At 67.2% G+C, this 25,882-nt stretch carries 26 protein-coding genes; 15 read left to right on the top strand and 11 right to left on the bottom strand.

Annotated elements, in window-relative coordinates; genetic code table 11:
• Window positions 1-32 precede the first annotated feature (32 nt).
• Window positions 33-1,370, bottom strand: coding sequence for a sensor histidine kinase (locus tag K8P63_RS07560; protein WP_223799206.1), 1,338 nt, complete (start codon window positions 1,368-1,370; stop codon window positions 33-35).
• Window positions 1,360-2,031 (bottom strand): response regulator transcription factor, encoded by a 672-nt coding sequence (locus tag K8P63_RS07555; protein ID WP_223799205.1) that lies wholly within the window; start codon window positions 2,029-2,031, stop codon window positions 1,360-1,362. The genes K8P63_RS07560 and K8P63_RS07555 overlap by 11 nt, the downstream gene beginning before the upstream one ends.
• Window positions 2,032-2,314: 283 nt before the next feature.
• Between K8P63_RS07555 and K8P63_RS07550 the strand changes: the two genes are divergently transcribed.
• Window positions 2,315-2,479: a hypothetical protein gene (locus K8P63_RS07550; RefSeq protein ID WP_223799204.1), complete on the top strand. Its 165-nt coding sequence runs from the start codon at window positions 2,315-2,317 to the stop codon at window positions 2,477-2,479.
• A gap of 6 nt (window positions 2,480-2,485) precedes the next feature.
• Here K8P63_RS07550 and K8P63_RS07545 read toward each other — a convergent pair whose 3' ends face one another.
• Window positions 2,486-2,791, bottom strand: a complete 306-nt coding sequence (locus K8P63_RS07545; RefSeq protein ID WP_223799203.1) for a winged helix DNA-binding protein — start codon at window positions 2,789-2,791, stop codon at window positions 2,486-2,488.
• A gap of 174 nt (window positions 2,792-2,965) precedes the next feature.
• Window positions 2,966-4,573: an alpha,alpha-trehalase TreF gene (gene treF, locus K8P63_RS07540; protein WP_223799202.1), complete on the bottom strand. Its 1,608-nt coding sequence runs from the start codon at window positions 4,571-4,573 to the stop codon at window positions 2,966-2,968.
• A gap of 338 nt (window positions 4,574-4,911) precedes the next feature.
• Here treF and K8P63_RS07535 point away from each other — a divergent pair, with 338 nt between their 5' ends.
• The 3 genes from K8P63_RS07535 to K8P63_RS07525 are packed head-to-tail and all read left to right on the top strand — an operon-like array spanning window position 4,912 to window position 8,784.
• Window positions 4,912-6,351: a hypothetical protein gene (locus tag K8P63_RS07535; RefSeq protein WP_223799201.1), complete on the top strand. Its 1,440-nt coding sequence runs from the start codon at window positions 4,912-4,914 to the stop codon at window positions 6,349-6,351.
• Window positions 6,333-7,940 carry a Dyp-type peroxidase gene (locus K8P63_RS07530; protein WP_223799200.1) on the top strand — a complete coding sequence of 536 codons (1,608 nt, stop codon included), beginning with the start codon at window positions 6,333-6,335 and terminating at the stop codon, window positions 7,938-7,940. The genes K8P63_RS07535 and K8P63_RS07530 overlap by 19 nt, the downstream gene beginning before the upstream one ends.
• A 16-nt stretch (window positions 7,941-7,956) precedes the next feature.
• Window positions 7,957-8,784, top strand: a complete 828-nt coding sequence (locus tag K8P63_RS07525; protein WP_223799199.1) for an alpha/beta fold hydrolase — start codon at window positions 7,957-7,959, stop codon at window positions 8,782-8,784.
• Window positions 8,785-8,808: 24 nt separating this feature from the next.
• On the opposite strand, the gene K8P63_RS07520 is transcribed toward K8P63_RS07525, so the two are convergent.
• From K8P63_RS07520 to K8P63_RS07510, 3 genes are all read right to left on the bottom strand, one after another.
• Window positions 8,809-9,000, bottom strand: coding sequence for a hypothetical protein (locus K8P63_RS07520; protein ID WP_223799198.1), 192 nt, complete (start codon window positions 8,998-9,000; stop codon window positions 8,809-8,811).
• Window positions 8,993-9,760, bottom strand: a complete 768-nt coding sequence (locus K8P63_RS07515) for a Crp/Fnr family transcriptional regulator (protein WP_317629359.1) — start codon at window positions 9,758-9,760, stop codon at window positions 8,993-8,995. Before K8P63_RS07515 ends, K8P63_RS07520 begins: the two co-directional genes overlap by 8 nt.
• A 63-nt stretch (window positions 9,761-9,823) precedes the next feature.
• Window positions 9,824-10,888, bottom strand: coding sequence for an SDR family oxidoreductase (locus tag K8P63_RS07510; protein ID WP_223799197.1), 1,065 nt, complete (start codon window positions 10,886-10,888; stop codon window positions 9,824-9,826).
• 99 nt (window positions 10,889-10,987) lie between these two features.
• Between K8P63_RS07510 and K8P63_RS07505 the strand changes: the two genes are divergently transcribed.
• The gene (locus tag K8P63_RS07505; protein WP_223799196.1) at window positions 10,988-11,386 is read left to right on the top strand and encodes a winged helix-turn-helix transcriptional regulator; all 399 of its coding nucleotides are present in this window, start codon (window positions 10,988-10,990) and stop codon (window positions 11,384-11,386) included.
• Here K8P63_RS07505 and K8P63_RS07500 read toward each other — a convergent pair.
• On the bottom strand, window positions 11,367-11,930 hold the full coding sequence (locus tag K8P63_RS07500; protein ID WP_223799195.1) for a TetR/AcrR family transcriptional regulator: 564 nt from the start codon (window positions 11,928-11,930) through the stop codon (window positions 11,367-11,369). The two genes, K8P63_RS07505 and K8P63_RS07500, sit on opposite strands and share 20 nt — an antisense overlap.
• Window positions 11,931-11,988: 58 nt before the next feature.
• Between K8P63_RS07500 and K8P63_RS07495 the strand changes: the two genes are divergently transcribed.
• Entirely contained in the window at window positions 11,989-12,462 is a 474-nt protein-coding gene (locus K8P63_RS07495; RefSeq protein WP_223799194.1) for a monooxygenase family protein, read from the top strand.
• Between the two features lie 22 nt (window positions 12,463-12,484).
• Here the strand turns inward: K8P63_RS07495 and K8P63_RS07490 are convergent, their stop codons facing one another.
• Window positions 12,485-12,907: a winged helix-turn-helix transcriptional regulator gene (locus K8P63_RS07490; RefSeq protein ID WP_223799193.1), complete on the bottom strand. Its 423-nt coding sequence runs from the start codon at window positions 12,905-12,907 to the stop codon at window positions 12,485-12,487.
• Window positions 12,908-13,008: 101 nt separating this feature from the next.
• Here K8P63_RS07490 and K8P63_RS07485 point away from each other — a divergent pair, with 101 nt between their 5' ends.
• From K8P63_RS07485 to K8P63_RS07450, 8 genes are all read left to right on the top strand, one after another.
• Window positions 13,009-13,773, top strand: a complete 765-nt coding sequence (locus K8P63_RS07485) for an SDR family oxidoreductase (RefSeq protein ID WP_223799192.1) — start codon at window positions 13,009-13,011, stop codon at window positions 13,771-13,773.
• A gap of 98 nt (window positions 13,774-13,871) precedes the next feature.
• Window positions 13,872-16,322: a CehA/McbA family metallohydrolase gene (locus K8P63_RS07480; RefSeq protein ID WP_223799191.1), complete on the top strand. Its 2,451-nt coding sequence runs from the start codon at window positions 13,872-13,874 to the stop codon at window positions 16,320-16,322.
• A 35-nt stretch (window positions 16,323-16,357) separates the two neighbouring features.
• Complete coding sequence (locus tag K8P63_RS07475; RefSeq protein WP_223799765.1) at window positions 16,358-17,692, top strand: amidohydrolase family protein; 1,335 nt, start codon at window positions 16,358-16,360, stop codon at window positions 17,690-17,692.
• Complete coding sequence (locus tag K8P63_RS07470; RefSeq protein WP_223799190.1) at window positions 17,679-18,809, top strand: dipeptidase; 1,131 nt, start codon at window positions 17,679-17,681, stop codon at window positions 18,807-18,809. The genes K8P63_RS07475 and K8P63_RS07470 overlap by 14 nt, the downstream gene beginning before the upstream one ends.
• A gap of 4 nt (window positions 18,810-18,813) precedes the next feature.
• On the top strand, window positions 18,814-19,758 hold the full coding sequence (locus K8P63_RS07465; protein ID WP_223799189.1) for an ornithine cyclodeaminase family protein: 945 nt from the start codon (window positions 18,814-18,816) through the stop codon (window positions 19,756-19,758).
• 126 nt (window positions 19,759-19,884) lie between these two features.
• The gene (locus K8P63_RS07460) at window positions 19,885-22,605 is read left to right on the top strand and encodes a PAS domain-containing protein (protein ID WP_223799188.1); all 2,721 of its coding nucleotides are present in this window, start codon (window positions 19,885-19,887) and stop codon (window positions 22,603-22,605) included.
• Window positions 22,583-22,798: a hypothetical protein gene (locus K8P63_RS07455; RefSeq protein WP_223799187.1), complete on the top strand. Its 216-nt coding sequence runs from the start codon at window positions 22,583-22,585 to the stop codon at window positions 22,796-22,798. The genes K8P63_RS07460 and K8P63_RS07455 overlap by 23 nt, the downstream gene beginning before the upstream one ends.
• 12 nt (window positions 22,799-22,810) lie before the next feature.
• Entirely contained in the window at window positions 22,811-23,614 is an 804-nt protein-coding gene (locus K8P63_RS07450; protein ID WP_223799186.1) for a hypothetical protein, read from the top strand.
• Between the two features lie 69 nt (window positions 23,615-23,683).
• Here K8P63_RS07450 and K8P63_RS07445 read toward each other — a convergent pair whose 3' ends face one another.
• Complete coding sequence (locus tag K8P63_RS07445) at window positions 23,684-24,436, bottom strand: SDR family NAD(P)-dependent oxidoreductase (protein ID WP_223799185.1); 753 nt, start codon at window positions 24,434-24,436, stop codon at window positions 23,684-23,686.
• Between the two features lie 107 nt (window positions 24,437-24,543).
• On the opposite strand from K8P63_RS07445, the gene K8P63_RS07440 reads away from it, so the two are divergent.
• Entirely contained in the window at window positions 24,544-25,449 is a 906-nt protein-coding gene (locus K8P63_RS07440; RefSeq protein WP_223799184.1) for a LysR family transcriptional regulator, read from the top strand.
• Between the two features lie 16 nt (window positions 25,450-25,465).
• Here K8P63_RS07440 and K8P63_RS07435 read toward each other — a convergent pair whose 3' ends face one another.
• The gene (locus K8P63_RS07435; protein WP_223799183.1) at window positions 25,466-25,882 is read right to left on the bottom strand and encodes a CopD family protein; all 417 of its coding nucleotides are present in this window, start codon (window positions 25,880-25,882) and stop codon (window positions 25,466-25,468) included.

Genomic DNA, 25,882 nt, shown 5'->3' with positions numbered 1-25,882 from the left:
GCCACATCCGCGCTTCTTGCTGCAGATGCGAATTAAATGATTTTCACCTGGCTCGCCGCATGAAGCCGGACGGCGAGTCCAGGCGCGGAATCCTCAAGCCGCAGCTCGAAGCCGTGGAGATGCCCGACCGCCGCAACGATGCTGAGGCCAAGGCCGTTGCCGGGAACGCCCGCAGCATTCGCGCCCCGATGGAAACGGCGCAGAACCGCCTGCCGCTCGCCCACCGGGATGCCGGCGCCGTCGTCGATCACCGACAGCGTGGCCCCGTTCGGGTCCGACGCCACCGATACGGTGATGGTCGCCTTTGCGAACTTGATCGCATTGTCGATCAGGTTGCTGAGGGCCTCCAGCAGCAACAGCCGATCGCCATGCACCGGGGCCGGCAGCGGCGCTTCGAGCCGCAGCACGATGCCCCCCTCCTCCGCCAGCGGCTCGTAGAGCTCCACCGCCTCGGCGGCGAGCAACGCGAGATCGATCGGTTCGAACCGCGCGCGGCGGGCGCCCGCCTCGATCTCGGCGATGCGCAGCAACGCTGCGAAGCGCTGGAGCACCGCATCGAGGTCGGCGAGCGCAGCCGCAGCGATCGGCGCTGCCTCGGGCAGGCGCGCAAGCGCGAGGAGATGGGCGCGAACATGCGCCAGCGGCGTGCGCAAATCGTGCGCGACCGCATCCGTCACCCCCTTCACCTGCGCGATGACGCGACCAATCTCGTCCACCATCAGGTTGACCGTGCCGGCGATCTGGTCGAGCTCGTCGCCGCGCCCGGCGATCGGCATGCGCACCTCCATGCGCCCGCCGGCGATTTCGCGCGCGGCCTGCTCCAGATCGCGCACGCGGCGAAGGGGGCCGATCGACAGAAGCACCGCCGCGGCGGTCAGGCCGACCAGGGTCACGATACCGCCTGTCACGAGGATCAGCAGAACACGCCCGCGCAGATAGTGGATCTGGGCAATGTCGCGCCCGACGAGGATCGTTTCGCCCCATCGCGTGCGGATCGCGATGATCCGGATCGGGCCGAGCGGCGAATTGAGCTCGACCGCGTGGCCGGGCCGGATCGGGCGATCGACCCGGATGTCGCCGGCGATATGCTCGCCGTCGGCGGCGAGCAACGCCATATGCGTGAAGCCCGTGCTGCGGGCGAGTTCGGCATTCAACTGACGCGGCAGATCGGCCGCCGCGATGGAGAGGAGCCGGGCCGCCTGCGCGTGGAGAATACGATCGTTACGCGCCGTCAGCTCGCGCGCCGTCAAAAAATACACCAGGCCGATCAGAACGGTCAGACCGATCGCGAACACTCCGCCCAGCAGCACGGTCAAACGGAAGGTGCTGGTGCCCCGGATATCGCGCAGGCGCAGGCGCTCAGACGGCATCGAGCCGATACCCCTCCCCCTTCACCGTCGCGATCGGCGACGGCAGGCCCTGTCGATCGAGCTTGCGCCGCAGCCGCGCGATATGGACGTTGATGACGTTGGCACCCGGATCGAAATAATAACCCCACACCTGCTCGAAGATCAGCTGCCGCCCGATCGTCTGCCCGGCGTGGCGGGCGAGGAATTCCAGCAACTTATACTCCATCGGCAGCAAGCGGACGACCACGCCGTCGATCGAGACATCGTGCCGGATCAGATCGATGCGGATCGCCCCGACCTGCAACATCGTCTCGATCGGCGCGGCACGGCGGAGCAGCACTTCAACCCGAGCGATCATCTCGGCAGGCGCGAACGGCTTGACCAGATAATCGTCGCCGCCGGCGCGCAGCCCCGCGACGCGCTCGTCAATGTCGGACAGCGCACTGATCATCAGCACCGGCGTATCGATGCGGTTCGCGCGAAGCCGCGCCACGACGGTCAGCCCGTCGAGGCCGGGCAGCATCCGATCCAACGTTATCGCGTCGAACCGACCCGTCCCTGCCAGATCCAGTCCCTCAAGCCCGTCTGTCGCCGTGGTGATCTGATGGCCCTGCGCCTCGAGCTCGCCCGCAAGTTGCAGCGCTGTCGTCGCATCGTCCTCGATCACCAGAATGTGCGTCATCAGCCTGCGGTTCGTTGCGATACGTCGGGCAGCCGCAATGCCATCGAATGCCGCACAACCGCAAATCGCGCCATGCGATGGCGATCCGGCGCGAAATGCCGACCCCTGCTCCGTTTTCTGGCGCCGGACCGATCTCGGCCGGTTCCGTCCTACTTTGGTAGAAGGCAGCCAAACAGCCCAGATCGCATGTGGGCGGGCGGGCCGCACGTGATAGAAGGTTACAACATGCGGTAGCCGACATCCGACAATGGCATGCGGTCGCATGGCGGCGCGGCGGGGTATTATGAGCGAGATCGAAGCGATTCTCGACCGGCTTCAGGCTGTTCTCGGCGACCTCGATGCGCTCGCCGTCGCCGATCTCCGCTCAGATTCGACGATCGAACTGGCTGCGATCCAGTTACAATTCGCAATCGACATCATTCAACGGCTGCGAATAACCGTGAACTGAGGACTTTTACCAGCCAATCGCAAGCGCTCGATCGAGCGCTTGCTCGATGCTGTGCATACCTTCCTCAGTCAAACGGACCAGCACCCGGCGACGGTCGAACGTATCGGCGACTCGGCCGAGAAATCCGCGGCCCTCCAGCACGGCGATACAGCGCAATCCGGTCGTCGCCGGCGCGCCCGAAGCAATGCATGCGTCGCCGACCGTGATCTGCTTCAATTCGCGATTGGCGATATACGTCTCCAGCAAGATGTTCCAAGCGGGATTCATGAACAACATCGGCTCCGAGAATGCCGCTCCCGGAAGCTGTTGCATGCGCCTCCATGCCCTTGCGGCCAAGAGACGTCGATCGGTCGTCTCGTCGAGGAGCATCGCGTTATCCCGTCCTGCCTGTCCGCCGAATGTAAGCGGCTTGGCAAGGCGCTGTCACCATGGATAAAGTTGATCTGGATCAGTCGGACGATGGTCGTCTCGCGAGGATATCGGCGATCAGCACGAGGATTTGATCGCGTCTCCAAGCGCGGGCCGATCAAGCAGCATGCGCGTGACACCATTGGTCCAGCCGAACCCATCCTGGACCGGATACTCGCCGCCCCCACCGGCCTGCCCGCGCTCGACGTCATACTTCTCCACCATACGCCCGGTGCAGGCATAGAAACCCGAGACCGTGCGCATCCACCGCCGCGCGAGATCGTCGGCCAGCGCGGTCTTGCCGTAGCGGTCGAGCCCCGACACCCCCATCCACAGCAACGGCGCCCAGCCATTCGGCTGGTCCCATTGCTGACCCGTCCGCAGCGTGGTCGTGCGCAGGCCGCCGGGGGCGACCAGCATGGCCTGCACCAGCTGCGCGGTGGCGTCGGCCTGGGCAGGCGTCGCCAGACCGACGAACAATGGCACCACCACCGCCGCGCTGATCGACGCCGTCGGGCGGCCAGTGACACGATCCCAATCGACGAAGCGCCGGTCGGACGCGGACCAGAGATATTTGGAGATCGCCGTGGCGCGCCTTGCCGCCTGCCGCTCGAAATCCGCAGCGCAGGCCGCGTCCCCGGCCGCGGCGCAGCGGCGCGCGATCGAGCGTTCGAGGCTCCACAGCAGGCTGTTCAGGTCGACCGGCACGATGTCGGTCGTGTGGATGGTGGCGAGCGTGTGTCCGTCGCGCAGCCAGCGCGACCCGAAATCCCACCCGCTCTCGCCGCCCGCGCGCAGATCGCGATCAACCTCGCCCGCCGGGCGCGGCGCGGCCGCGGCCGCCGTGGCGACATCCTCGGCATAGGATTCTTCCCGCGGCGTATCGCGCGCATCCCAATAGCGGTTGAGCAGGCTGCCGTCGGGCATGCGCACGACGTGCTGGCAGGCACCCGCACTGTCGATGCATGCGCCGCCCGCCATCCAATAAGCATGTTCGGCCTTCAACGCGTCCAGCCGCCGCCGTATCAGCGCGGGGTCATGCGCATCGGACAGGTCCATCATCAGCGACAGGAATGGCGGCTGCGAGCGCGACAGATAATAAGCGCGGGTGCCATTGGGGACGTGGCCGTAGCGCTCGACCATGTCGGTGAAATTGGCGAGCATCGATTCCACCAGCGGCGTCTCGCCGTCGGCCTTCAGGCCGAGCATGGTGAAGTAGCTGTCCCAGTAATACATCTCCTGATAGCGGCCGCCCGCCACGACATAGGCATAAGGCAGCTGCAGCGCGGACGAACCGGGCACCACCGCCAACGGCGGCTTGGCGAGGATCGGCCACAGCGCCTTGATATGCTCGCGCATCGTCAGCTTGCGCTCGGCCGTGCCCCCGGTCGTGCGGAAGTGGCGGGCGACGAACGCGGCAAGCGCCACGCGCCCGTCTGGCTTGTCGGTCGCATAGGCCGCCAAGATCACCTGCGGATTCTCCAGCGGCACCATGTCGGCGAAGGTCTTGCTGTCGGGGAAGACGCGCGCCAGCTCGACCGCGCGATAAAGCGGGCCGAACACGTCCTCGGGCGTGGCGGCGGCGCGCGACACCGCAATCGCGCGCTCGGCCGGCCGCTGCTCCGGCGCGGCCGCCACCGATGCGGAAGCGGCCAGCAAAAGTGCGATCGGGCGGAATGTCGTCATCGTCATACTCGTAAGGGTTCGGCCGGAATGCAAACGCGCGCTGGACGGCAAAGGATCAGAACGCGTGGGCTGAGGGACGCCGGCTACATCCGCTGATACGGTGCGGTGCCGGACAGCATCCCCATGAAAAGCATGATTAAACAGTGCCACATGACAGAACTAAATTGCTTCGCGCACGATATTCAATCCTAATGTAAATCAGGGCAAAACATCATCGCGAGACTGTAACTGTCACGGCCCATTGACAGGTTACGATTGCGGATGCGAAGCAGTTGCCAGCATCAGCGATATAAATAACTCGGCCTGATGCGAACGGTACGTTGCTCGGAGGGGAAGCAGTGCGCCAAACGGTCCTGTCCGTTACGCTGGAGGTGAAGCCGGAAAGCGCGGTCAGGCTATCCGGCCTGATCGATGCGCTGCACGATCGCGCTGGCAAAGGCGGCCCGACCCAATCCGATTATGGCTGGTTCATGCAGGCGGTGCCCGCCGTGCACTTCCTGTCGATGAACCTTTTCCCGAGCGCCGAATATGACCCGGTATTCGTGCTGGAGGCCAATTTCGATGGCGCCCCAAGCCCGTTCTGGCAGGATCTCGAAACGGCGATCGGCGCGGATCTGCGTGCGATGCTGAGCTGCTGCAAGCAGCCGCTCGACGAAACCGGCGCGCTGTTCGCCGCCGTGACAGCCCCAGGCTCGAACGCGGCCATCGCGCCCTATATGGAAGCCCGCACCGCGCAGCCGAGCGTGTTCCACATGGGCAATCGCGGAATGACGCGTGATCGCATCGTCGCCGAACGCGGGCTGTTCCTCGCGATCCGCGACGAACTGGCAACCGCGCAGGGCGGCAGCGCCAATCCTTATCGCGGCATCGAGGCCGATGCGGTTCATGCCCGCCTGCGCGACGCCATGATCGGCAGGTTCGCGTGGCTGGACGAAAAAGCGCCGGTTCGTGTCTCGCTCGGCGAGACGATCGTCGACTGGCTGCGACTGATCGGCTTCGTCGCCGCGGCGCTGCTGGTGCTGGCAGTACCCGGCCTGTGCGCAGCGCTGTTCGCCATCGCGATCCGCGCGTTCGGCACGGCCACGCCGCTGGCAAGCCCAAGCCACATCGCGCTTCTGTTCGTTTTGGCGGGCGTTGCGGGGGTGATCGTCTCGCTCGGGATCATCCTCTTCTGGGTCCGCTATCTCGAACGACGCGATTCCTCGCACGACGCACCGCCGATCGATCCCGAATTGCTGCGCCAGATGGTGCAGCGCGAGGACTGGATCCCGCAAAACCACATGGGCTCGATCGTATTGCTGAAGCCCGGCGCGCTGCGCACGCTGATCGTGCATGCCGGCCATCACGCACTGCATCTCGCGCTGCGCGCCATCCCCACGAGCGGGCGCGACGGCTATCTCGGCAGCATGCGCACCGTCCATTTCGCGCACTGGGCGTTCGTCAACAATGGCGGCCGGCTGATGTTCTTCAGTAATTTCGACCAGAGCTGGGAAAGCTATCTCGATGACTTCATCGAGAAGGCGCATGTCGGCCTGACGCTCGCGTGGGGCTGCGGCGTCGGCTTCCCCCCGACGCGCTATCTGATCGCGGATGGCGCGAGCTACGGGACGCGCTTCAAGAACTGGGCGCGCCATTCGATGACGGTGAGCCGCTTCTGGTACAGCGCCTATCCCGATCTCACGGTCGATCAGGTCGAGCGCAACAACCGCATCGCCAACGCCCTGCGCAAGCCGAAGCTCACGCCGAAGGAAGCCGCCGCATGGATCGACGACCTGTGACCGGCAGCTGGAAGCTTGCGCCGCCGCACGACGCCGCGACGCAGGGCCTGGTTGTCAGCGGCTTCGCGGACCTCCCCACGGGCCGGGCGCTGATGCTGGACTTTCAGTGGGAGGGAATCGGCAGCGGCGCGTGGCTGGCGGCGCTGGAGACGATCGCGCCGGTCACCAATGCGGGCGGCAAGGAGGCGCGCGCCACCGCACTCGCCTTCGCGCATGCCGGCCTTACGAAGATGGGGCTGGCGCATGCCGCGCTCGACAGCTTCGCCGCTCCGTTTCGCGAAGGCATGATGCAGGAGGATCGCCTCCGCCGCCTCGGCGACCGCCGCAACGGCGAATGGCAGGAAACCGTCATTCCCGATGGCCCGCGCTGGAGCGCCAACACAGCCCAGCGCGGGCCGATGAAAAGCGCCGCCGGTGTCGCGCACAAGGCCAAGACGGCGACCGGACATCAGGAGGAGCCGATCACGACGGCGCTGACCGTCCACGCGCTGCTGCTGCTCTACGACGCGACCGAGGACAAGGTGGAGCAATGGGCTGCCGAGGTCGAGGCGATGCTGACCGCGCACCAGATCGCGATCGTCCACACCCTGCCGCTGTTTCTGCGCCTCGACGAAAAAGGCATCGCCCGCGAGCATTTTGGCTTTGCCGACGGCGTTTCGCAGCCGGTGCCGTTCGATGCCGCGGCGGTCGTTCCGCCCGACAAAGACACGATGCACGGCATCCCGCTGGGCGACGTGCTGCTGGGCTTCGTCAACAGCCATCACGAACTGCCACCAACCCCGATGGCGCCCCCGCTCGAGAAAGCGGCCGATGCCGGCCTGCGCCCGCATCCGCTGGCAGACGGCTTTCTCGATCTGGGTTTCGAGGGCAGCTACATCGTCGTGCGCGAACTAAAGCAGAATGTCGCCGCCTTCTGGAATTCGCTGGATGCGGGCGCCGATCATATCCGCCAGCGCGATCCCACCAATTCCGCGCATGTCACCGCCGATTGGCTGGCCGAGCGCGCGGTCGGGCGCGATCAGGACGGTGCCTTGCTCTGCCCCAAGGGCACGCTGGTGGCGAGCGGCGACAATGCATTCGGCTTCTTCGATCGCGACCGGCACGGCCATGGCTGCCCGGTCGGCTCGCACGTCCGCCGCGCCAATCCGCGCGACGGCCTCGCACCCGACAAGAGCCAGAAGGAAACGCTGCTGCAGGCGGCGAACAACCACCGCATCCTGCGGCGCGGGCGCAAATATGGCACGACCATCGCCGATCCGCGCACCGACGACGGGGTCGATCGCGGCCTGCTGTTCATCTGCCTCAATACCGACATCGGGCGGCAGTTCGAGTTCGTGCAGCAGACGTGGCTGCTCAACCACAATTTCGCGACCCTGTACGACGAAACCGATCCCTTGCTCGGCCCGAAGGGTACGATGACGGTGCGCGACGGCGTGCTGCGCCGCCGGGTGGATGTGGAGACTTACATCCAGATGGTCGGCGGCGACTATTTCTTCCTGCCGAGCATGGCGGCGCTCCGTTACCTCGCCGCGCTGCCGTCGCCCGGCCACATCGACGATGAAGGGATGGAAGCCGTTCCTCCCGATTGATTGAGAGGCGCAGACGATGGCGACGATCACGACCGCCGACGGCACCGAAATCTTCTACAAGGATTGGGGGCCAAAGGAGGCCCAGCCCCTGTTCTTCCATCACGGCTGGCCGCTGAGCGCGGACGATTGGGACAGCCAGCTGATGTTCTTTCTCGCGCAGGGCTATCGCGTGATCGCGCATGATCGCCGCGGCCACGGCCGGTCGAGCCAGACGGCGGACGGGCATGACATGGACACCTACGCCGCCGACGCCTTCGCGGTGGTCGAGAAGCTGGGCCTGACCAATGCCATCCACATCGGCCATTCGACCGGCGGCGGCGAGGTGACACGCTATGTCGCGACCTACGGAAAGGGACGCGTCGCCAAGGCCGTCCTCATCAGCGCGATTCCGCCGACCTTCATGCAGTCCGAACGCAATCCCGATGGCGTCCCCAAATCGGTGGTCGACGGCATACGCGACGGCACCGCCTATCATCGCGCGCAATTCTATCAGGACATCACGATCCCGTTCTACGGCTTCAATCGCGAGGGCGCGGCCGTGTCGCAGGGCATCCGCGACAATTGGTGGCGACAGGGCATGATGGGCGCCGCCATCGCCCAATGGGAATGTGTGCGGGTGTTGTCCGAAACCGAATTCTACGACGATCTCGCGGCGATCGAGGTTCCGGTGCTGGTGATGCACGGCGAGGACGACCAGATCTGCCCGTTCCCCACCACCGGGGCGCGATCGGTCAAGCTGCTCAAGGGGGGCCGGCTGATCTCCTATCCCGGCCTGCCGCACGGAATGCCGACGACCCACGCCGACGTCATCAATCGCGATCTGCTCGACTTCATCCGCAGTTGAGGCACGCCTCGGCGCACCTCCCGTTCAGCGATCGGGCGTCGCCTGATCGCGTGCGGCCCGCGCGGCTTCGATCAGGCTGCTGCCCGTCTCCTCCGCCGCATCGGGGGTGAGCGAGATCGCGATGCCGTCGGGCCCGTCGAGGAGGACGATGCCTTCCTCGGCGACCGCCTTGCCGCCGGTGTCGAACGGGCCGTCATTGGGGTTATGGTCACTCATCAGCATGTTCCTTTCGAGTGGTCGGCATCGGTTCGAAGGGCGTGAGCGGATCCTTCAGATACAGATAGGCAGGATCGAACTGGCCGAGCCGTTCGAGACGCGAACGATCGAGAATGTCGACGCGCGATCCCCGAAAGACGCAAATCCCCTCTTCCCGCAGCATACGGAGCACGCGATTGACGTGAATGCTCGTCAGGCCGGTAATTTCGGAAAGGTCGTTCTGGGTGATGCGGAGATCGTAGGCCGTCCCATCGCTCAGTCCGATGGCACATAAGCGGGCGTTGGTCTCCGCGAAGAAATGCGCCACCCGACCCACCGCGCCGAGCCGACCCAGCCGGAACAGCCACTCGCGATGGATGGCGGCGTCGAGCAAGGTGGACGCCCACAGCTTGCGGGCGAACTCCGCGTCGCCTTCGGTCAACCGCTTCAGGGCATCGTGCGGAACGAGCGCGATCTCGACCTCGGTGAGCGTCGCCACCGCATGATCCAGCACCTGGAGCGGGTAGCCGTGCAGATCGACGAAATCGCCCGGCACGTGGAACGCCACCACCTGACGATGCCCGTCGAGATCGTCGATATAGCGGATCATGAAGCCCGAGATCAGCATCGTGCTGTACCGGAGCCGTTGGCCGCGATCGACCAACGTCACCCGCGCGGGCACGTGCCGCCGTTCGCTGATCGCCTGTTCCAGCCCGTCGCGTTCGGCATCGGTCAGTTCGGCGATCGAGCGATTGCGCAGGAACAGATGCATGCTTCTCATGCGCCGACAACCGTCGATCGGAGTGTCCGATCCCGTCGCGAAGGAAGATCAGATGGGCGGCCGCTAGGGAATGAGCCGCTCCGCGCGCAGCTGCTCGAACAGGCGGATGAAGGCATCGTCGGTCGGCTGGTAGGCGGTGAAGCCCATCCGGCGGCTTTTCCCCATGTCGGTCACGACCTCGATCGGCCGGCCGAGATCGGCGTCGGTGTGCCAGGGCGAGGCAAGACGCCCGAGATCGACCTCCGCCAGCCCGTCGCGTTCGGCGATACGCCGCCAGATCGGTGCGTCATCCGCCATCTGCTGCTCGAGCGGCACGATCGTGCCGTCGAACGGTGCGGGCTCCAGCCCGAACCAGTCGGCGATCCGCCCCCACATCCACTTCCAGCGGAAGACGTCGCCATTGACGACGTTGAACGCCTCGTTCGCGGCCGCCGGCGTCTCGGTCGCCCACAGCAGATGGCGGGCGAGCAATGCGGCGTCGGTCATGTCGGTCAGCCCGTCCCACTGCGCGGGCGAGCCCGGGAAACGGAAGGGGCGGCCGGTCTCGCGGCAGAGCGTGGCATAGACGGCGAGCGTCGTGCCCATATTCATCGCATTGCCGACCGCCTTGCCGATCACGGTGTGCGGGCGATGCACGCTCCAGGTGAAGCCGTCGCGCGCGGCGGCGGCGAAGACCTCATCCTCCTGCGCATAATAGAAATTGTCGACGTCGAGCCGGCCCTGCTCTTCGCGAAACGGGGTCTGCGGCAGCGCGCCCTTTCCATAGGCCTCGAACGGTCCGAGATAATGTTTCAGCCCCGTCACCAGCGCGACGTGGCGTGGCGGCGCGCCGGCGCTGCGCAGCCCGTCAAGCAGATTGCGGACCATCGCGGAATTGACGCGGATATTCTCCGCCTCGCTGTCCTGCCGCAGCCATGTGGTGATGAAGACGGCATCGGGCCGCAGCCCCGCCAACGCGGCCGCGGTCGCCTGTGCATCCTGAAGATCGGCAGCGACAGGCGCGACGCCGGCCTGCGCCACCGGACGCCGCGCGAGGCCGTGAACAGTCCAGCCTTCCTGCCGGAGCAACCTCGCGGTGGCACCGCCGACGATGCCGCTTGCACCCACTACCAATGCCGTACCGGCCATGCCGCTTCTTCCTTGCTGTCAGATGCCCCAACTAGTCAGCCGACGCGCGCGGTTCTAGACGGCACCGTTCAGGGACATAGGCACCTTCAGGTAACCAGCATGACCGCATTTTCTTCCGATGACGACTGGCGCGAGGATTGCGCGCCGCGGCGCGTACTCGAACTGTTCGCGACCAAGTGGACGAGCATGATCCTGCACGTCCTCCATGCCCGCCACGACGGCGCGGCGCGCACCGGCGTGCTGCATCGAAGCGTGCCGGGCATCTCCAAGAAGATGCTGACGCAGACCTTGCGCGAGATGGAGGCCAGCGGCCTCGTCACCCGCATTGTGCAGAACAGCGTCCCGCCCGCGGTCGAATATCGCCTGACGCCGCTCGGGGAGCGCTTCGTCGAGCCGATCGAACTGCTCTACGAATGGGGGCGCGGCAATGCCGAGGCGCTGGACCAGCTCGGCACCCGGCCGACATCGCGCCGTACCGTCACGGCGTCGGATCAATAAGGCACGCCGGACTGGCCAGCCCCGCGACGATCAGCTTGAGCGCGGTCCGTTCGTGCGGCGAGCCGCCGGCCGGAAGGCCGCCGTCGAGTGCGAGCGTCGCCATGCCATGAACCGCCGACCAGCAGGCGAGCGTCGCCGCCTCCAGATCGACCGGCGCGAGTTGTTTGATCCGCCGCACCATCACGCCATAGGCATTGTCCTCGACCGGCGGCGGTCCGCCATCGTGACCCGCGAACATCAGCCGGAACAAAGCCGGGCGCGCGCGCGCGAAAGCGAGATAGGCCTCGCCCTGTGCCAGCAGCGCATCGCGCGCATCCGGTGTGGCGTCGGCCGCGAGCAGGACGGTGCGAAGATCGTCGAAGCCGCGCATCGCCACCGCCGCCAGCAAGGCGGCCTTGTCGCGGAAATGGCGATAGGGCGCCATCGCCGACACGCCCGCATCGCGCGCCACCGCCCGTAATCCCACATCCTCGCCCCGCTCCAGCGCGGCCAGCGCCGCGGCCATCAGGCGCGCGCGCAGGTCGGGAATAATTTCGTCGGGCATGTTTACAGCGTACACTCACTTGACTATGTTTACATCGTAAGCAGCGTGGAGACCGAATATGCAAGCCGCCATCAACCGCCAGTCGGTCGACCTATCGGATTACCCCGATCTCGTCATGATCATGCTCGGCTTCCGGACCCGGGGATGGCGCGGCCTGCGCGCCTTGCGGCGGATCGGCCCAGGCCTGAACGGGATCTCGCGCGAACGGCCCGAAGGCCTGCTGGCGCACGAAGGCATGATGTTCAGCCTGTCGCATTTCGGCTTCCGCCAGTATTGGCGCGATCTCGACGCGCTGGAGCAGTTCACGCGCAGCGAGCCGCACGCCGATTGGTGGCGAAGCGTCCGCGAACTCTCGGCCGGCGCCGGCTTCTGGCACGAAACCTATCACGCGCGGGGCGGCATCGAAGCGCTGTACGTCGCCATGCCCGACCCGGTCGGCCTCCAGCTATTCGCGCCCGCACGACAGCCGGAGGGTCCGTTCATGTCGGCGCGCGCCCGGATCCAGGGCGGTGCAGCGCAGGCGCCCGCCTGAGCCGGCTACCTGCCGATAGCCATCACCCCGCGTCGAACGTCTTGCGCGAATCCTCCACCCGCGCGAGGTTCGCCTCCGCCCAGATCCAGACGCCGCAAAACGCAGCGCCGAGGCTCGCACCCAGTTCGGTCAGGCGGTAGTCGACGCGCGGCGGCACCACGGCGTGGACGGTGCGCGTCACCAATCCGTCCCGCTCCATTCGGCGCAACGTCTGCGTCAGCATCTTCTGGCTGATCCCGCTCACCTGTCGTGCAAGCTGGGTGAAACGCTGCTCGCCCTGCTCCTCCAGCACCTCGAGGATCAGCATCGTCCACTTGTCCGCGACCTGCCCGATCAGGTCGTTCACCAGCGCCTCCACCTTCGGATCGCAGTCGGTGGGCGGGATCGTCTCGGCAATACGGCGCGCCTTGCGGATCGTCGCTTCGCTGAACGGCAGGCTCGACATGGCGACGCTCTCTTTCAGGTAAGTATGGATATATTCGGTGCCTTCTTACCATCGGTGCGTGACGCGATAAATAGGCGGCCTCAACCTCTGGGAGCATTCAGATGAAGCAGACCGGCAACACCATCCTGATCACCGGCGGCGGCTCGGGCATCGGCGAGGCGCTCGCGCATCGCCTGCACGATCAGGGCAATGTCGTGATCGTCGCTGGCCGGCGGCAGGAGGCGCTGCAGCGCACGATCGCAGGCCGTCCGAACATGCATGCGATGGCGCTCGACGTGGAAAGCGCCGAGGCGATCGACGCCTTCGCCCAATGGCTGATCGCCGAACATCCCGGCCTCAACGTGCTGGTCAACAATGCCGGCATCATGCGCTTCGAGGCGCTCGACGCGCGCCGTGACCTCGCCGATGCCGAGGCGACGATCACCACCAACCTGCTCGGCCCGATCCGCCTGACCAACGCGCTGATCGACCATCTCGTCGGCCAGCCCGACGCGGCGATCGTCAACGTCACGTCGGGCCTCGCCTTCGTGCCGCTGACCAGCACGCCGACCTACAATGCGACCAAGGCCGCGATCCATTCCTATACGGTCGCGCTGCGCGAGGTTCTCAAGGATCGGGTCGAGGTGATCGAGCTTGCGCCGCCGGCAGTGCAGACCGGGCTCACGCCGGGGCAGGAAAGCCGCGAAGGCTATCTGCCGCTCGACGATTTCATCGACGAGGTGATGGGCCTGCTCGCGCAGCAGCCGACCCCGCGCGAAATCTTGGTGAAGCAGGTCCACTTCCTGCGCTTCGCCGAAGCCGAGGGCCGGTTCGAAGACACGTTGCTCAAGGTCAACGCATTCGCCGCCAAGGCGCGAGAGGGCTGACGACGGAACGCTCGTTCCTGATCCGTCACAAGCCGATGGACAGCACGTGCGGGGTCGTGAACAACGGAGGAAATCACTGATAAAGGGCTCCTCCGCCGATGCGCAGCACCTCCGTGCGCCTGCTCTCTCTGCTCGCCACCGGCGCGGCACTCGCCGCGCCGGCGCTGGCGCAATGGACGCACCGCTATCCGAAGATCGCGGGCATGGCGCACGACGTCTATCTGGAGGGCTACGAACTCCCCACCTTTTCGACCAGCCCGACCGATCCGGCGCCTTCGCCTGACGACCGCTTCGTCGCCGTGGCGGCGCGCGGCTGGCTGTGGCTGATCGACACGCGCACCGGCGAGGCGCGGCGGCTGACGAGCAGCGGCGACGTCGATTCACGCCCCGCATGGTCGCCCGATTCCCGCCAGATCGCGTTCGTTCGCGATAACGACCACGACACGCGCATCATGGCGATCGACGTGGCGAGCGGCCGCGAGCGGCTGTTGGTCGATACCCCCGCGCTCGATCTCGATCCGGCGTTCAGCCCCGACGGCAAGAGCCTGTTCTACAGCTCGGCGGCGGCGGGCGATCTCGATCTGTGGCGGCTCGATCTGGCGAGCAGCGCGACGACGCGGCTGACTACGATCGCCGGACAGGAGCTGAACCCGCAGCCGATCGATGGCGGCCGCGCGCTCGCCTTCGTCCAGAAGAGCCGCACCGGCGATGCGATCCGCACGCTGTCGCTGGTCGACGGATCGCTCCGCACATTGCGCACCGCCGGCCTCGCGCCGCAATTGCGCATCGCCGCGGCACCGGACGGGCGCAGCATCGCCGCGGTCGTTCCTCTCGGCGACAAGACCCAGTTGCTCGTGATGGATGCCGTCAGCGGCGAGCCGATCCGATTGGCGCCCGAAATTGCCTATCCGCTCACCCCCGCATGGAGCCGCGCGGGCGCGATCTGGTTCGTGCATCCCGACGACCGGCAGGATTTCCGCCTCGATCACGTGCCCGCCACCGGCGGCGTGGCCGAGGAATTGCGCCCGGTCAGCTGGAGCGGCAACGAGCGCACCGCGCACGTCACCATCCGCACGCGCGAGGGCGGGACGCTGGTGCCGGCGCGGCTGTCGGTGCTCGACGGCGCGGGCCACCCTGGCGCGCCCGACAGCGGCCTCACCCATTTCGACGGGCAGCAGGGCCGCGTCTATTTCTACACGCCCGGCGCGGTGACGCTGGAGGTGCCGGCAGGGACGGTCCACATCCTCGCCAGCCACGGCTTCGACGGCGCGGCGGAAATTGCGCGGCCGGTGCGCGCGGGCGAGGCGGTGACGATCAACGTCGACATCCCCACCACCGGCTTCGACGCGGCGGCACGCGGCTGGTATTCGGGCGATCTCCACAGCCATCTCAATTATGGCGGGCCGTTCCAGCTCAAGCCGGACGATCTCGTCCTGCCGATGCGGGCCGAGGCGCTCGACGTCGCGACGCCGCAGCTCGCCAATCTGCAGACCACCTTCGTCGACACCGATTATTGGGGCTGGCAGCGCAGCACCCCGCCGCTGATCCGCTTCTCGCAGGAGGTGCGCTCGCACTTCCTCGGGCATGTCGGTGTGCTGGCGGCCGACGCGCCTTATACGCCGTGGTATTACGGGCCGGGCTATCCGGTCTACGGCCAGCTCGATCTGGCCAACGCCGCGGCGCTGCGCTTCGCGCGCGATCATGGCGGGCTCAACACCTACGTCCATCCGACGATGACGCGCGATCCTTTCCCCGCCGGCGGCGAGCCCACCGGCCTGCCGCTGGAGCTGGTGCCCGATGCGGTGCTGGGCGACGTCGACGCGATCGAGGTCGCCTGCCTGTGGAGCGACGAACTGGGGTCGAGCGAGGCGTGGTATCGCCTGCTTGATCTCGGCCTGCCGATCACGCCGACCGCCGGCACCGATACGATGCACAATCTCCACCGCATGCTCGCGATCGGCACGACGCGTGTCTACGCCAAGCCCGAGGGCGCGCTGAGCATGGCGAGCTTCCTCGACGCGCTGCGCAAGGGGCGGAGCTTCGTCTCGACCGGGCCGATGATCGAGTTCAGCTCCGACGGCAAGGCGCCGGGCGAGGTGGTGCCGCAGGGCCACCAAGCGATCGACTGGACGCTCGATCTGTGGTCGCCGACCGCGGTCGAGAAGGCCGAATTGCTCGTGAACGGCAAGGTCGTGTGGCAGGCGCCCGGCCTCGTCGCACCGGGCCACAAGCATTATACCGGGCGGATCACCGTTCCCGCCGGCGGCTGGGTGGCGGCACGGGTGAGCGGCGGCGCATCGCGCTGGCCGACACAGGACAGCTATCCTTTCGCGCACACTGCGCCGGTGTGGCTCGGCCATGTCGGCAGCACCGATCCGGCGACGGCGCGCGCCGCGGCAGGCGACCTGCTGCGCTGGATGAACGTGGCCGATCGCAAGCTGGCCGAGGGCTATCCCGGCGAGGCGGGCGCGAGCATCAAGGCGCGCTTCGCCGAGGCGCGGCGCCGGTTGGAGGCGGTTGCCGCCGGCGGCACGCTCGGCGCGAAGTGACCGTGCGTTCGACGGCGCGCCGGGTCGCGCTGGCGATGGCCGGCGCGGCGACGCTCGCCGCCGCCGCTCCGCCGGACAGGCCGGCGCCACTGACACTTTACACCGACGCCACCATCATCGACGGCACCGGCGCGCCGGCACGCGCGCATCAGGATATGCTGGTGCGGGGGCAGCGGATCGTCGCGATCGGGCCGCGCGGCAGCCTCGGCGGGACGGCTGGCGCCGTGACGGTCAGCCTTGCGGGGCGCTTCGTGATTCCGGGCCTGATCGACTCGCACGTCCACCTCGCCACCCCGCCCGACCGCGCGCGCGCCGAGGCGGTGCTGCGGCGTGATCTGTACGGCGGGGTCACCACCGTGCGCGACATGGCCGACGATCTGCGCCCCGTGGCCGAGCTGGCGCGCGCCGCGCTGGCGGGCGACATCGCCGCGCCCGACATCGTCTACGCCGCGGTGATGGCCGGGCCGCCTTTCTTCAAGGATCCGCGCATCGGCGCGATCAGCCTGGGCGTCACGCCGGGCTCGGCGCCGTGGGCGCAGGCGATCGACGACGCCACCGATCTCCACACCGCGATCACGCTGGCGCGCGGAACCTCCGCCGCGGCGATCAAGATCTACGCCGATCTGCCGCCGCATCTGGTGGCGACGATCACCGCCGAGGCGCATCGCCAGCACATGCTGGTGTGGGCGCACAGCGCGGTGTTCCCGACCCGCCCGGCCGACGTGATCGCGGCGGGCGTCGATACGGTGAGTCACGTCTGCTACCTCGCTTATCAGGTCGAGCCGGTGATGCTCGCCGCCTACGAGGACCACACCCCGGTCCACGAGGCGCGGCTCGCACCGTCCGGCGACGATCCCGTGACCGCCGGCCTGTATCGCGCGATGATCGCGCACGGCACGATCCTCGATGCGACCGGTAGCCTGTTCGTGCGCGCCGACGCCGGGCGCCGCGCGCATCCCGAGCGGCGGCCGCTGCGCTGCACCGGCGCGGCGGTGATCCGCCTGACCCAGCAGGCGTGGCGCGCGGGCGTACCGATCGCGACCGGCACCGACAGCGTGGCCGCCCGCGACCATGCGTGGCCCGAGGTGGACGACGAGCTGGAGTTCCTCGCTCGCGACGTCGGCTTGCCGCCGCTGCAGGTGATCCACTCGGCCACGCTCGTCGGCGCGACGGCCGCCGGGCAGGCGCGCGACACGGGATCGCTGGAGCCGGGCAAGCTTGCCAATTTCGCAGTGCTGACCGCCGATCCTACCGCCGACATCGGCGCGATCCGGACGGTCGACCTCACCGTCAAGCGCGGCCGGCCCTATTGGCGGCGCGACTATCGACCAATCACGCGCGAGGAGATGAAGGCGGATGACGATAATTGACCGGCGCGGGATGATGGCGCTCACCGTCGGCGCGGGCGCCGTGGCCGCGGGCCGCGCGCTGGGCGCCACGCCCACCGACCCGATCGGCGACTGGATCGTCATCAATGCGCTTGGTGGGCTGGGCGACCCCAACGGCCATGCCGACGATCTCGTGCCCGAGCTTACGCCGCGCGTGCTGGCGGAGGCGCACGCCTCGGGGCTGACCGCGGTCAACGTCACGCTCGGCTATGTTTCCGGCCCCAAGGATCCGTTCGAGGCGACCGTGCGCGGCATCGCCGCGACCGACCGGATCGTGCGCGACCATGCCCGCGACGTCACCAAGATCCTGTCCGCCGCCGACCTGCGCCGCGCCAAGGCGGAGCGGCGCATCGGCCTGATCTACGGCGTGCAGAACGGCGCGATGCTGGGGCAGGACGTGTCGCGCGTCGACATCTTCGCCGATCTCGGCCTGCGCATCGTCCAGCTCACCTACAATCCGGCCAACCAGATTGGCGATGGCGCGATGGCGCCCGGCAATCGCGGGCTCACCCCATTCGGGCGCGAGGTCGTCGCCCGCCTCAACGACCGGCGGCTGATGGTCGACCTATCGCATAGCGGTGAGCAGACCTGCCTCGAGGCGGCACGAATCTCGCGCATGCCGATCTCGATCAACCACACCGGTTGCCGTGCGCTGGTCGACCTGCCGCGCAACAAGACCGACGCCGAATTGCGCCTCGTGGCGGAGCGCGGCGGCTTTGTCGGCATCTACTTCATGCCGTTCCTCAACCTGTCGGGCCACGCCCATGCCGCGGACGTGGTGGCGCATATCGATCATGCCGTGGCCGTGTGTGGCGAGGATCATGTCGGCATCGGCACCGACGGCACGGTGACGCAGATCGACGACCTGCACGTCTATGAAGCGGCGCTGGCGAAGGAGATCGCCGCGCGGCGGGCGGCGGGCATCAACGCGGCGGGCGAGCGGCCCGATACCTATCCGTTCGCGGTCGACCTGCGCGGGCCCGACCAGTTCCGCACGCTCGCACGCCTGCTCAAGGCCAAAGGCTATACGCCGCGCCGGATCGAGAAGATCATGGGCCTCAACTTCGTCCGCTACGCCGAAGCGATCTGGGGCGCCTGAGCCGATGCGCGTGATCGACGCAGACGAGGTCGCGCGCAGGCTGGATCACGCGACCTGCATCGCCCTGATGCGCGCGGCGATGATCGCGCTGGCGCAGGGGCGCACCCGCCAGCTGCTGCGCGGCATCGTCGATCTCGGCGGCGGCGACGCGTTCGGCGTGATGCCGGGGGCGATGGACGATGCCGGCTTCGGCGCAAAGGTGGTGAGCGTCTTTCCCGATGCGCCCGGCGGCCGCTCGCATCAGGGCGTGATCCTGCTGTTCGATCGCGCATCGGGCGCGCCGGTGTGCGTGGTCGATGCGGGCGAGGTGACGGCGATCCGCACTGCCTGCGCCTCGGCGGCGGCGACCGACGCGCTCGCGCGCACCGACGCGCACCGGCTGGCAATCCTCGGCACGGGCGAGCAGGCTTGGCAGCATGCTTTGGCGATCCGCCACGTCCGCACGCTGAGCAGCGTAACGATCTGGGGACGATCGGGCGAGAAGGCGCACAACCTCGCCGATCGATTGTCCGCTGCATTGGGCATTCGTGTCACCGTCGCCGCGACGGCAGCAGAGGCTGCTGGCGAAGCGGATATCATCTGCACGACGACCGCGTCGGCCGAGCCGATCCTGTTCGACCGGGACGTGCCCGACGGCGCGCACGTCAACGTCGTCGGCTCCAGCCGCGCCGGGCCGGTCGAGATCGACGGCGCGTTGGTCCGTCGCGCGCGCTTCTTCCCCGATCATCGCGACGGCGTGCTGGCGCAGGGCGCCGAGTTCCTGCGCGCGCGGGAAAACGGCCTCGTCGACGACAGCCACGTCCTGCCGGAGATCGGCACGGTCTATTCCGGCACTGCGGCAGGTCGCCGAACATCAGCCGAGGTGACGATCTACAAATCGCTCGGCTCTATCGTACAGGATCTCGCCTGCGCCGCTTTCCTGCATCGATCCGATGCCACGCCTCATTGAGACCGGCACTTTCGTCTAATGACCTGAGCAAGTTACAAAACATCAATGACAGTGTACCGTCGCGCGATGATCGACGGAATATCCTCGGAAGATCTTCAGCGCCGCCTGGATCGGGCCGAAAAGTCCTTGAGCGAGGCGCTGGCTTCACAGGCCATCAGCGAGGAACGATTGCAATTGGCGCTGAAGGCGGGCGGCTTGAACTTTTGGGTGTGGGATCCGGTCGCCGCCCGCATCACCGAATCGACGTCTCCAAACGAGCGTAGCGGGCTGAATGACAGCGAAGCCGATCGCGTCGCGCTGATCCATCCGGACGACCGGGCCCAGCATCAAGCGTTGGTCGAGGCTGCCGGTCGCAACGGCACCGGCTGGCATACCGAGCTTCGGGTGATCCGTCCGGACACGGGCGAAATCGGCTGGCGGGAGGAGCATGCGCTGCCGACGCGGCATCCCGCGTCGGGCGACCCGCAAATCATCTGCTTCGTCCGGGACATCACGGACCGCAAACGCATCGAGGCGGCGCTCCGCGAGCGGGACGCCGATCTTGCGCGCGTGCAGCGCATCGGTGATCTCGGCGGGCTCGACATCGATGTGCTCGACGGGCTGCGGGGCCGCCGTTCGCCCGAATATCTCCGCCTGCACGGCCTGCCACCGGATTATGGAGAGGAAACGCTCGAGCAATGGCGCGAGCGCGTCCATCCCGACGATCGGGTCCGGGCCGAGCAGGCCCTGATCGAGGCTCTGGAGGGACGAGGAACGATCTACGATAACGAATATCGGATCATCCGGCCCTCCGATGGCGCGACGCGGAATATCCGCGTCCGCGCGGAGATCGAGCGCGACGAGAACGGAACGGCGTTGCGCCTCGTTGGCGCGCATGCCGACGTCACCGAGCAGAAACGGTTCCAGGCCGCACTCCGGGAAAGCGAGGAGCGGCAGGCCTTCCTGCTGGAGTTCAGCGATGCGCTCCGCCCGCTGGTGGACCCCGTGGATATCGAGGGCACCGCCTGCCGCCTGCTGGCCGAGCATCTGCGCGTGGATCGAGCTTATTATTTCGAGGTCGACGAAGATGCAGGCGTAACCCGCGTCAAACGGGACTTCGTGCGTGCCGGCTCGCAATCGCTGGCTGGGGAACATCGTCTCGCGGATTATGGCTGGTTCATCGACGTGGTCCGGCGCGGCATATGCCAGGTCGTCGCCGACACGCAGACATCGCCGCTGGTTCCCGCCGCCGATCGGCCCGCATCCGCGGCGATCCAAGTGATCGCCTGCATGGGTGCGCCGCTCATCAAGGCCGACCGGCTGGTCGGCGCGTTGTGCGTGACGGAGGCGCGGCCCCGCGTCTGGACCGACGACGAGATCGAACTGTTACGCGAGGTGGCCGAGCGCATCTGGGCCGCGGTCGAGCGCGCCCATGCCGAGGCGGCGCTGCGCGCCAGCGAGGAGCGTTTCACGCAGTTCGCCAACGCTTCGTCGGGCGGCCTCTGGATCCGCGACGCCTCGACGCTCGTCATGGAATATGCCAGCTCGGCCATCGGCAAGATCTACGGGGTCGAGACCGGCGCGATCCTCGGCGATATCACGCGATGGGCCGCCATGATCGTGCCCGAGGATCGCGCCACCGCGCTGGAGCATATCGAACGGGCGCGACGCGGCGAGTCCGTGGTCTACGAGTTCCGCATCCAACGTCCGGCCGACGGGAGCTTCCGCTGGATCCGCAACACGGACTTCCCGCTGTATGGCGAGGGGCATGTGCAGCGGATCGGCGGCATCGCCGACGACGTCACCGGACAGAAGTTGCTGACCGAGCATCAGAGCGTCCTGCTCGCCGAACTGCAGCATCGCGTGCGCAACATCATGGCGATCATCCGCTCGATCGTCGTGCGCACCGCAAAGGGCGCCGACAGCATCGACGATTATGCGGAGATCCTGTCGGCCCGGCTGCTCACGCTCGCCCGTGTCCAGGCGTTGCTGACCCGGAACGCCAATGCCGGTGTCGGGATCGCCACGATCGTGCAGGAGGAATTGAGTGCGCAGGCAGCCCATGCCGACCAGTTCTTTGCGAGCGGCCCCGATATCGTGCTGGCACCCAAGGCCGCCGAGACGATGACGCTCGCCGTGCATGAGCTGGCGACCAACGCGCTGAAATATGGCGCGCTTTCGGACACGGACGGCAGAGTGACGGTGTGCTGGAAGGTCGTCGAAAAGGACGACAGGCCCTGGCTCAGCTTCGACTGGAATGAAACCGGCGCCCCGGCTCGTCCGTTTCAGCCCGGTCCACGGCGAAGCGGCTTCGGAAGCGAGCTTATCGAAAGTCGCATTCCCTACGAGTTGAGCGGGCGCGGCAGACTCACGATCGATCCAGGCGGCGCGCAATGCCACTTGGAATTCCCGCTCAAGGGCGGCGCGAGCATTCTAGAAACCGACGCGCCGCAGCCCGTCAACGTATTCGGAGGATCGATCGACATGTCCGGTGCAGTCGATCTGGACGGCCAGAGCATCCTGATCGTCGAGGACGATTACTATCTGGCGAACGACGCCGCTCGCGCGCTGCGCGGTGCGGGGGCCGATATCATCGGCCCGTGCCCGTGCGAAAGTGCGGCGCGCGCCATCATCGCCCACGTGCCGCTTACGGGCGCGGTGCTCGACATCAACCTGAACGGCGACCGATCGTTCGCGCTGGCGGGCGAACTCCGGGCACGCGGGGTGCCGTTCGTCTTCGTCACGGGCTACGATCAGGCAGCCGTTCCGGCGGCGTTCGCCGATGTTCCGCGCCTGCAGAAGCCGGTGGAGTTCCGGCAGCTCGTCGCTGCATTGGCAGAACGGCTTGCGGCTCTGCCCGCTGGCTGACGCGCCCTGCTCGACCGGGCATCGATCCCCCTGCTTGTTATGGATCAAGAACGATCTCGATCCGTTTAGCAGCCAGTTCGTGGAGCAAACCACGATCATGGCTATAAATGTGGAGGTGGACATGCCGATCCTGCTTTGGCTGCTGGGAATTCCGATTCCGATCATTCTGCTCCTGATCCTGCTCTGGCATTGAGAAGGACGGGCAATGGCAACCACTTTCAACGGTGATCCAAACCGCTCGTTGGGCGTGACGGAGGCGGCGCGCTCCGCCGTGAGCTGGCCTGCGATCTTCGCGGGTGCGGCCGTCGCGATCGGAACGACGCTGATCCTCGTCGCGCTGGGCTCGGGCCTCGGCTTCGCCGCCGCTTCGCCTTGGCCGGGCGGCGGGTCGACCGCGACGACGTTCGCGGTCGGTGCCGGGATCTGGCTGATCGTGACCCAGTGGCTCTCGTCCGCTTTGGCCGGCTACATCACCGGGCGACTGCGCACGCGATGGACCGGCGTCCACACGCACGAGGTGTTGTTTCGGGATACCGCACATGGCCTGCTCGCCTGGGCGATCGCGACGGCAATCGTCGCCGGCGTGGCGTTGAGCGTCGCGGCACAGGCGGTCGGCGCCGGTTCGACCGCGGCCGCGAGCACGGTCAATTACGCGACCGACACGCTGCTCCGCACCATCCGCCCGAATACCGATGCTTCGGCGGGCGCAGTTCGCGCGGAGATCGCCCGGCTGCTGACCCGCGGCAACGATCTGCAGGCTGGCGACAAGAGCTATCTGGCAAGCCAGGTGGCGGCACAAACCGGGCTTTCGGCACCCGAAGCGCAACAGCGCGTCGATGCCGCAGTCACCTCGATCCGCGAGGCTGCCGACAAGGCACGCAAGGCCTCGTCGGCATTGGGCTTCTTCACCGCGCTGTCGATGCTACTGGGTGCCTTCATCGCCAGCGCGGCGGCTGGCTATGGTGGGCATCTGCGCGACGAAAATGCGGACCTTGTCGATCGCCCCTGATCCGTAAACGTGGAATGCGAAAACCGCGCGCCGCTATGGATGCGGCGCGCGGTTTGTTTTTCGACGGCCTCAGATTTGCGCCTGGCCGCCGTCGGCGAAGAGCTCGACGCCGTTGACGAAGCTGGCTTCGTCCGATGCGAGGAACAGCACCGCCTTGGCGATCTCTTCGGGCTGGCCGACGCGGCCCGCGGGGATCAGGCTGGCCAGATAATCCTTGGTGCCCTGCGCCTGCTCGCCGCCACCGAACAGTTCGTTCAGGCCCGCCGTATCGGTGACGCCCGGGCTGATCGTGTTCACGCGGATGTGCCGATCCTTGAGATCGAGGATCCAGTTGCGCGCGAAGTTGCGCACCGCCGCCTTGGTCGCCGAATAAACGCTGAATGCCGGCGTGCCCGAGATGCTGGTGGTCGAGCCGGTGAGGATCACCGAGGCGCCGTCCTTCAGCAGCGGCAGCGCCTTCTGCACGGTGAACAGCACACCCTTCACATTGGTGTCGAAGATGCTCTGATAATGCGCTTCGGTGATCGCGCCGAGCGGCATCATCTCGCCGCCGCCGGCGTTGGCGAAGACGACGTCGATCTGGGCGTGCTGCTGCTGGACCGCGTCGTACAGCCGGTCGATGTCGGCCAGCTGTGCCATGTCGCCGCGCACGCCCGTCACTCGCCCGCCAATCTGCTTCAACGCCGCGTCGAGCGTTTCCTGCCGGCGCCCCGTGATGAATACCGACGCGCCTTCGGCCGCGAACGCCTTGGCGGTGGCGAGGCCGATGCCGCTCGTACCGCCGGTCACCACCACCACCTTGTTGCTGAACCTGTCCGTCATCGTCTGTCTCCAACCGGCGGAGCGCCGGTGCCACGCATAGATGCAGTGAGAACGATGATGCGTGTAGAAGGCAGATATGGCACTTAGCGTTCTACTGGAGGAACGCTGTGCGGATCGACCTCAACGATTATGCCTATTTCGCCGATGTGGTCGCGCACGGCGGCTTCGCGGCGGCCGGGCGCGCCCTGCGCGAGCCCAAGTCGAAGCTCAGCCGGCGCATCGCCGGTCTGGAGGAACGCTTGGGATTGCGGCTGATCGAGCGGTCGAGCCGGCGCTTCCGCGTGACCGACACCGGCCAGGCTTTCTACGATCGATGCCGTGCGATGTTGTCGGAGGCCGAGCAGGCCGAGGCGCTGGTCTTGCAGGCGCAGGCCGAACCCCATGGCCGCATCCGCTTCAGCTGTCCCACCGGAATGATCGAGCCGATCTCCGGGCTGATCGCGTCATTCCTCGATCGTTATTCCAAGGTGCGGCTGCAGCTCGTGGCGACCGATCGTGCGGTCGATCTGATCGAGGAGCGGATCGATCTCGCGCTACGGGTCCGCGGAAGCCTCACCAGCGATGCCGCGCTGACGATGCGCTCGCTCGGGCGATCGACCCGCATCCTCGTCGCCACCCCCAGGCTCGCCAGCCAGATCGCCAGCGTCGAGCAATTGGCGCAACACCCCGCCCTGGCGACCAACGATGCGGCAGACGATCTCGAATGGCATCTGGAGGCGGAGGACGGCCGCACCCATGTCGTGCGCGTCGCCCCACGGCTGGGCTGCGAGGATATGGCGGCTGTTCGCCATGCAGCGATCGACGGGCTCGGCGTGGCGATCCTGCCCGATCATGTGTGCATCGAGGCGCTGGAGGCGGGTCGGCTGGTGCGCGTGCTGCCGGCATGGCGCGGGCTGCAGGGAATCGTGCACCTGGTCTTCACGACACGGCGCGGCCTGCCACCGGCCGTCCGCGCGCTCATCGATCATCTCGCCGCCGGTTTTCCGCACGACGTATTGGGGAAGACGGGTTGAGACCCCGCCGCCGCACCTAGAACGGCTTGGTCACGACGAGGCCGACGACCGCAACGGCCAGCAGCAGCGAGACTGGCAGAAGGAACCTCGCGTCGCCACCGGCCGCGTGGCCTGCGGCCTGCCGACGAAGCGCCACCACTTGGTAGACGTGCATTGCGGATATCAGGAGCACCAGCGCGAGCTTGATCTGAAGCCAGCCCATCACGAACCATCCGCCCTGGATCGCCAGCGAAATGCCCGCGGCCCAGACACCGGCCAGCGCCGGCGTCGCGACGAACGCATTCAGCCTGCGAAGGCGTTGCAACTCCTGGGTATTCGGGGACGGTAGGGGTGCGTCGCTGGTGAGGCGCCGTAGAAACGCCGTCATGAAGAAGCAGGACAGGAAGAGCAGCACAGCCACGAGGTGGATCCCCAAGACTGCCGGATAGGACAT

The organism is Sphingomonas nostoxanthinifaciens, assembly GCF_019930585.1.
Classification (GTDB): Bacteria; Pseudomonadota; Alphaproteobacteria; order Sphingomonadales; family Sphingomonadaceae; genus Sphingomonas_I; species Sphingomonas_I nostoxanthinifaciens.
The sequence above is the reverse complement of the archived record's forward strand: the minus strand, read 5'-3'. Positions and strand labels throughout refer to the sequence as shown.

Excerpts from the sequence above, each read along its gene's own strand:
- K8P63_RS07490 (WP_223799193.1), bottom strand. The coding sequence starts at position 12,907 with ATGTCGAGCCTGCCGTTCAGCGAAGCGACGATCCGCAAGGCGCGCCGT.
- K8P63_RS07525 (WP_223799199.1), top strand. The coding sequence starts at position 7,957 with ATGGCGACGATCACGACCGCCGACGGCACCGAAATCTTCTACAAGGAT.
- K8P63_RS07545 (WP_223799203.1), bottom strand. The coding sequence starts at position 2,791 with ATGCAACAGCTTCCGGGAGCGGCATTCTCGGAGCCGATGTTGTTCATG.
- K8P63_RS07530 (WP_223799200.1), top strand. The coding sequence starts at position 6,333 with ATGGATCGACGACCTGTGACCGGCAGCTGGAAGCTTGCGCCGCCGCAC.
- K8P63_RS07550 (WP_223799204.1), top strand. The coding sequence starts at position 2,315 with ATGAGCGAGATCGAAGCGATTCTCGACCGGCTTCAGGCTGTTCTCGGC.
- K8P63_RS07470 (WP_223799190.1), top strand. The coding sequence starts at position 17,679 with ATGACGATAATTGACCGGCGCGGGATGATGGCGCTCACCGTCGGCGCG.
- K8P63_RS07500 (WP_223799195.1), bottom strand. The coding sequence starts at position 11,930 with ATGCCCGACGAAATTATTCCCGACCTGCGCGCGCGCCTGATGGCCGCG.
- K8P63_RS07505 (WP_223799196.1), top strand. The coding sequence starts at position 10,988 with ATGACCGCATTTTCTTCCGATGACGACTGGCGCGAGGATTGCGCGCCG.
- K8P63_RS07445 (WP_223799185.1), bottom strand. The coding sequence starts at position 24,436 with ATGACGGACAGGTTCAGCAACAAGGTGGTGGTGGTGACCGGCGGTACG.
- K8P63_RS07450 (WP_223799186.1), top strand. The coding sequence starts at position 22,811 with ATGGCAACCACTTTCAACGGTGATCCAAACCGCTCGTTGGGCGTGACG.
- treF (WP_223799202.1), bottom strand. The coding sequence starts at position 4,573 with ATGACGACATTCCGCCCGATCGCACTTTTGCTGGCCGCTTCCGCATCG.
- K8P63_RS07495 (WP_223799194.1), top strand. The coding sequence starts at position 11,989 with ATGCAAGCCGCCATCAACCGCCAGTCGGTCGACCTATCGGATTACCCC.
- K8P63_RS07510 (WP_223799197.1), bottom strand. The coding sequence starts at position 10,888 with ATGGCCGGTACGGCATTGGTAGTGGGTGCAAGCGGCATCGTCGGCGGT.
- K8P63_RS07465 (WP_223799189.1), top strand. The coding sequence starts at position 18,814 with ATGCGCGTGATCGACGCAGACGAGGTCGCGCGCAGGCTGGATCACGCG.
- K8P63_RS07485 (WP_223799192.1), top strand. The coding sequence starts at position 13,009 with ATGAAGCAGACCGGCAACACCATCCTGATCACCGGCGGCGGCTCGGGC.
- K8P63_RS07560 (WP_223799206.1), bottom strand. The coding sequence starts at position 1,370 with ATGCCGTCTGAGCGCCTGCGCCTGCGCGATATCCGGGGCACCAGCACC.
- K8P63_RS07520 (WP_223799198.1), bottom strand. The coding sequence starts at position 9,000 with ATGAGTGACCATAACCCCAATGACGGCCCGTTCGACACCGGCGGCAAG.
- K8P63_RS07475 (WP_223799765.1), top strand. The coding sequence starts at position 16,358 with ATGGCCGGCGCGGCGACGCTCGCCGCCGCCGCTCCGCCGGACAGGCCG.
- K8P63_RS07555 (WP_223799205.1), bottom strand. The coding sequence starts at position 2,031 with ATGACGCACATTCTGGTGATCGAGGACGATGCGACGACAGCGCTGCAA.
- K8P63_RS07435 (WP_223799183.1), bottom strand. The coding sequence starts at position 25,882 with ATGTCCTATCCGGCAGTCTTGGGGATCCACCTCGTGGCTGTGCTGCTC.
- K8P63_RS07480 (WP_223799191.1), top strand. The coding sequence starts at position 13,872 with ATGCGCAGCACCTCCGTGCGCCTGCTCTCTCTGCTCGCCACCGGCGCG.
- K8P63_RS07515 (WP_317629359.1), bottom strand. The coding sequence starts at position 9,760 with ATGAGAAGCATGCATCTGTTCCTGCGCAATCGCTCGATCGCCGAACTG.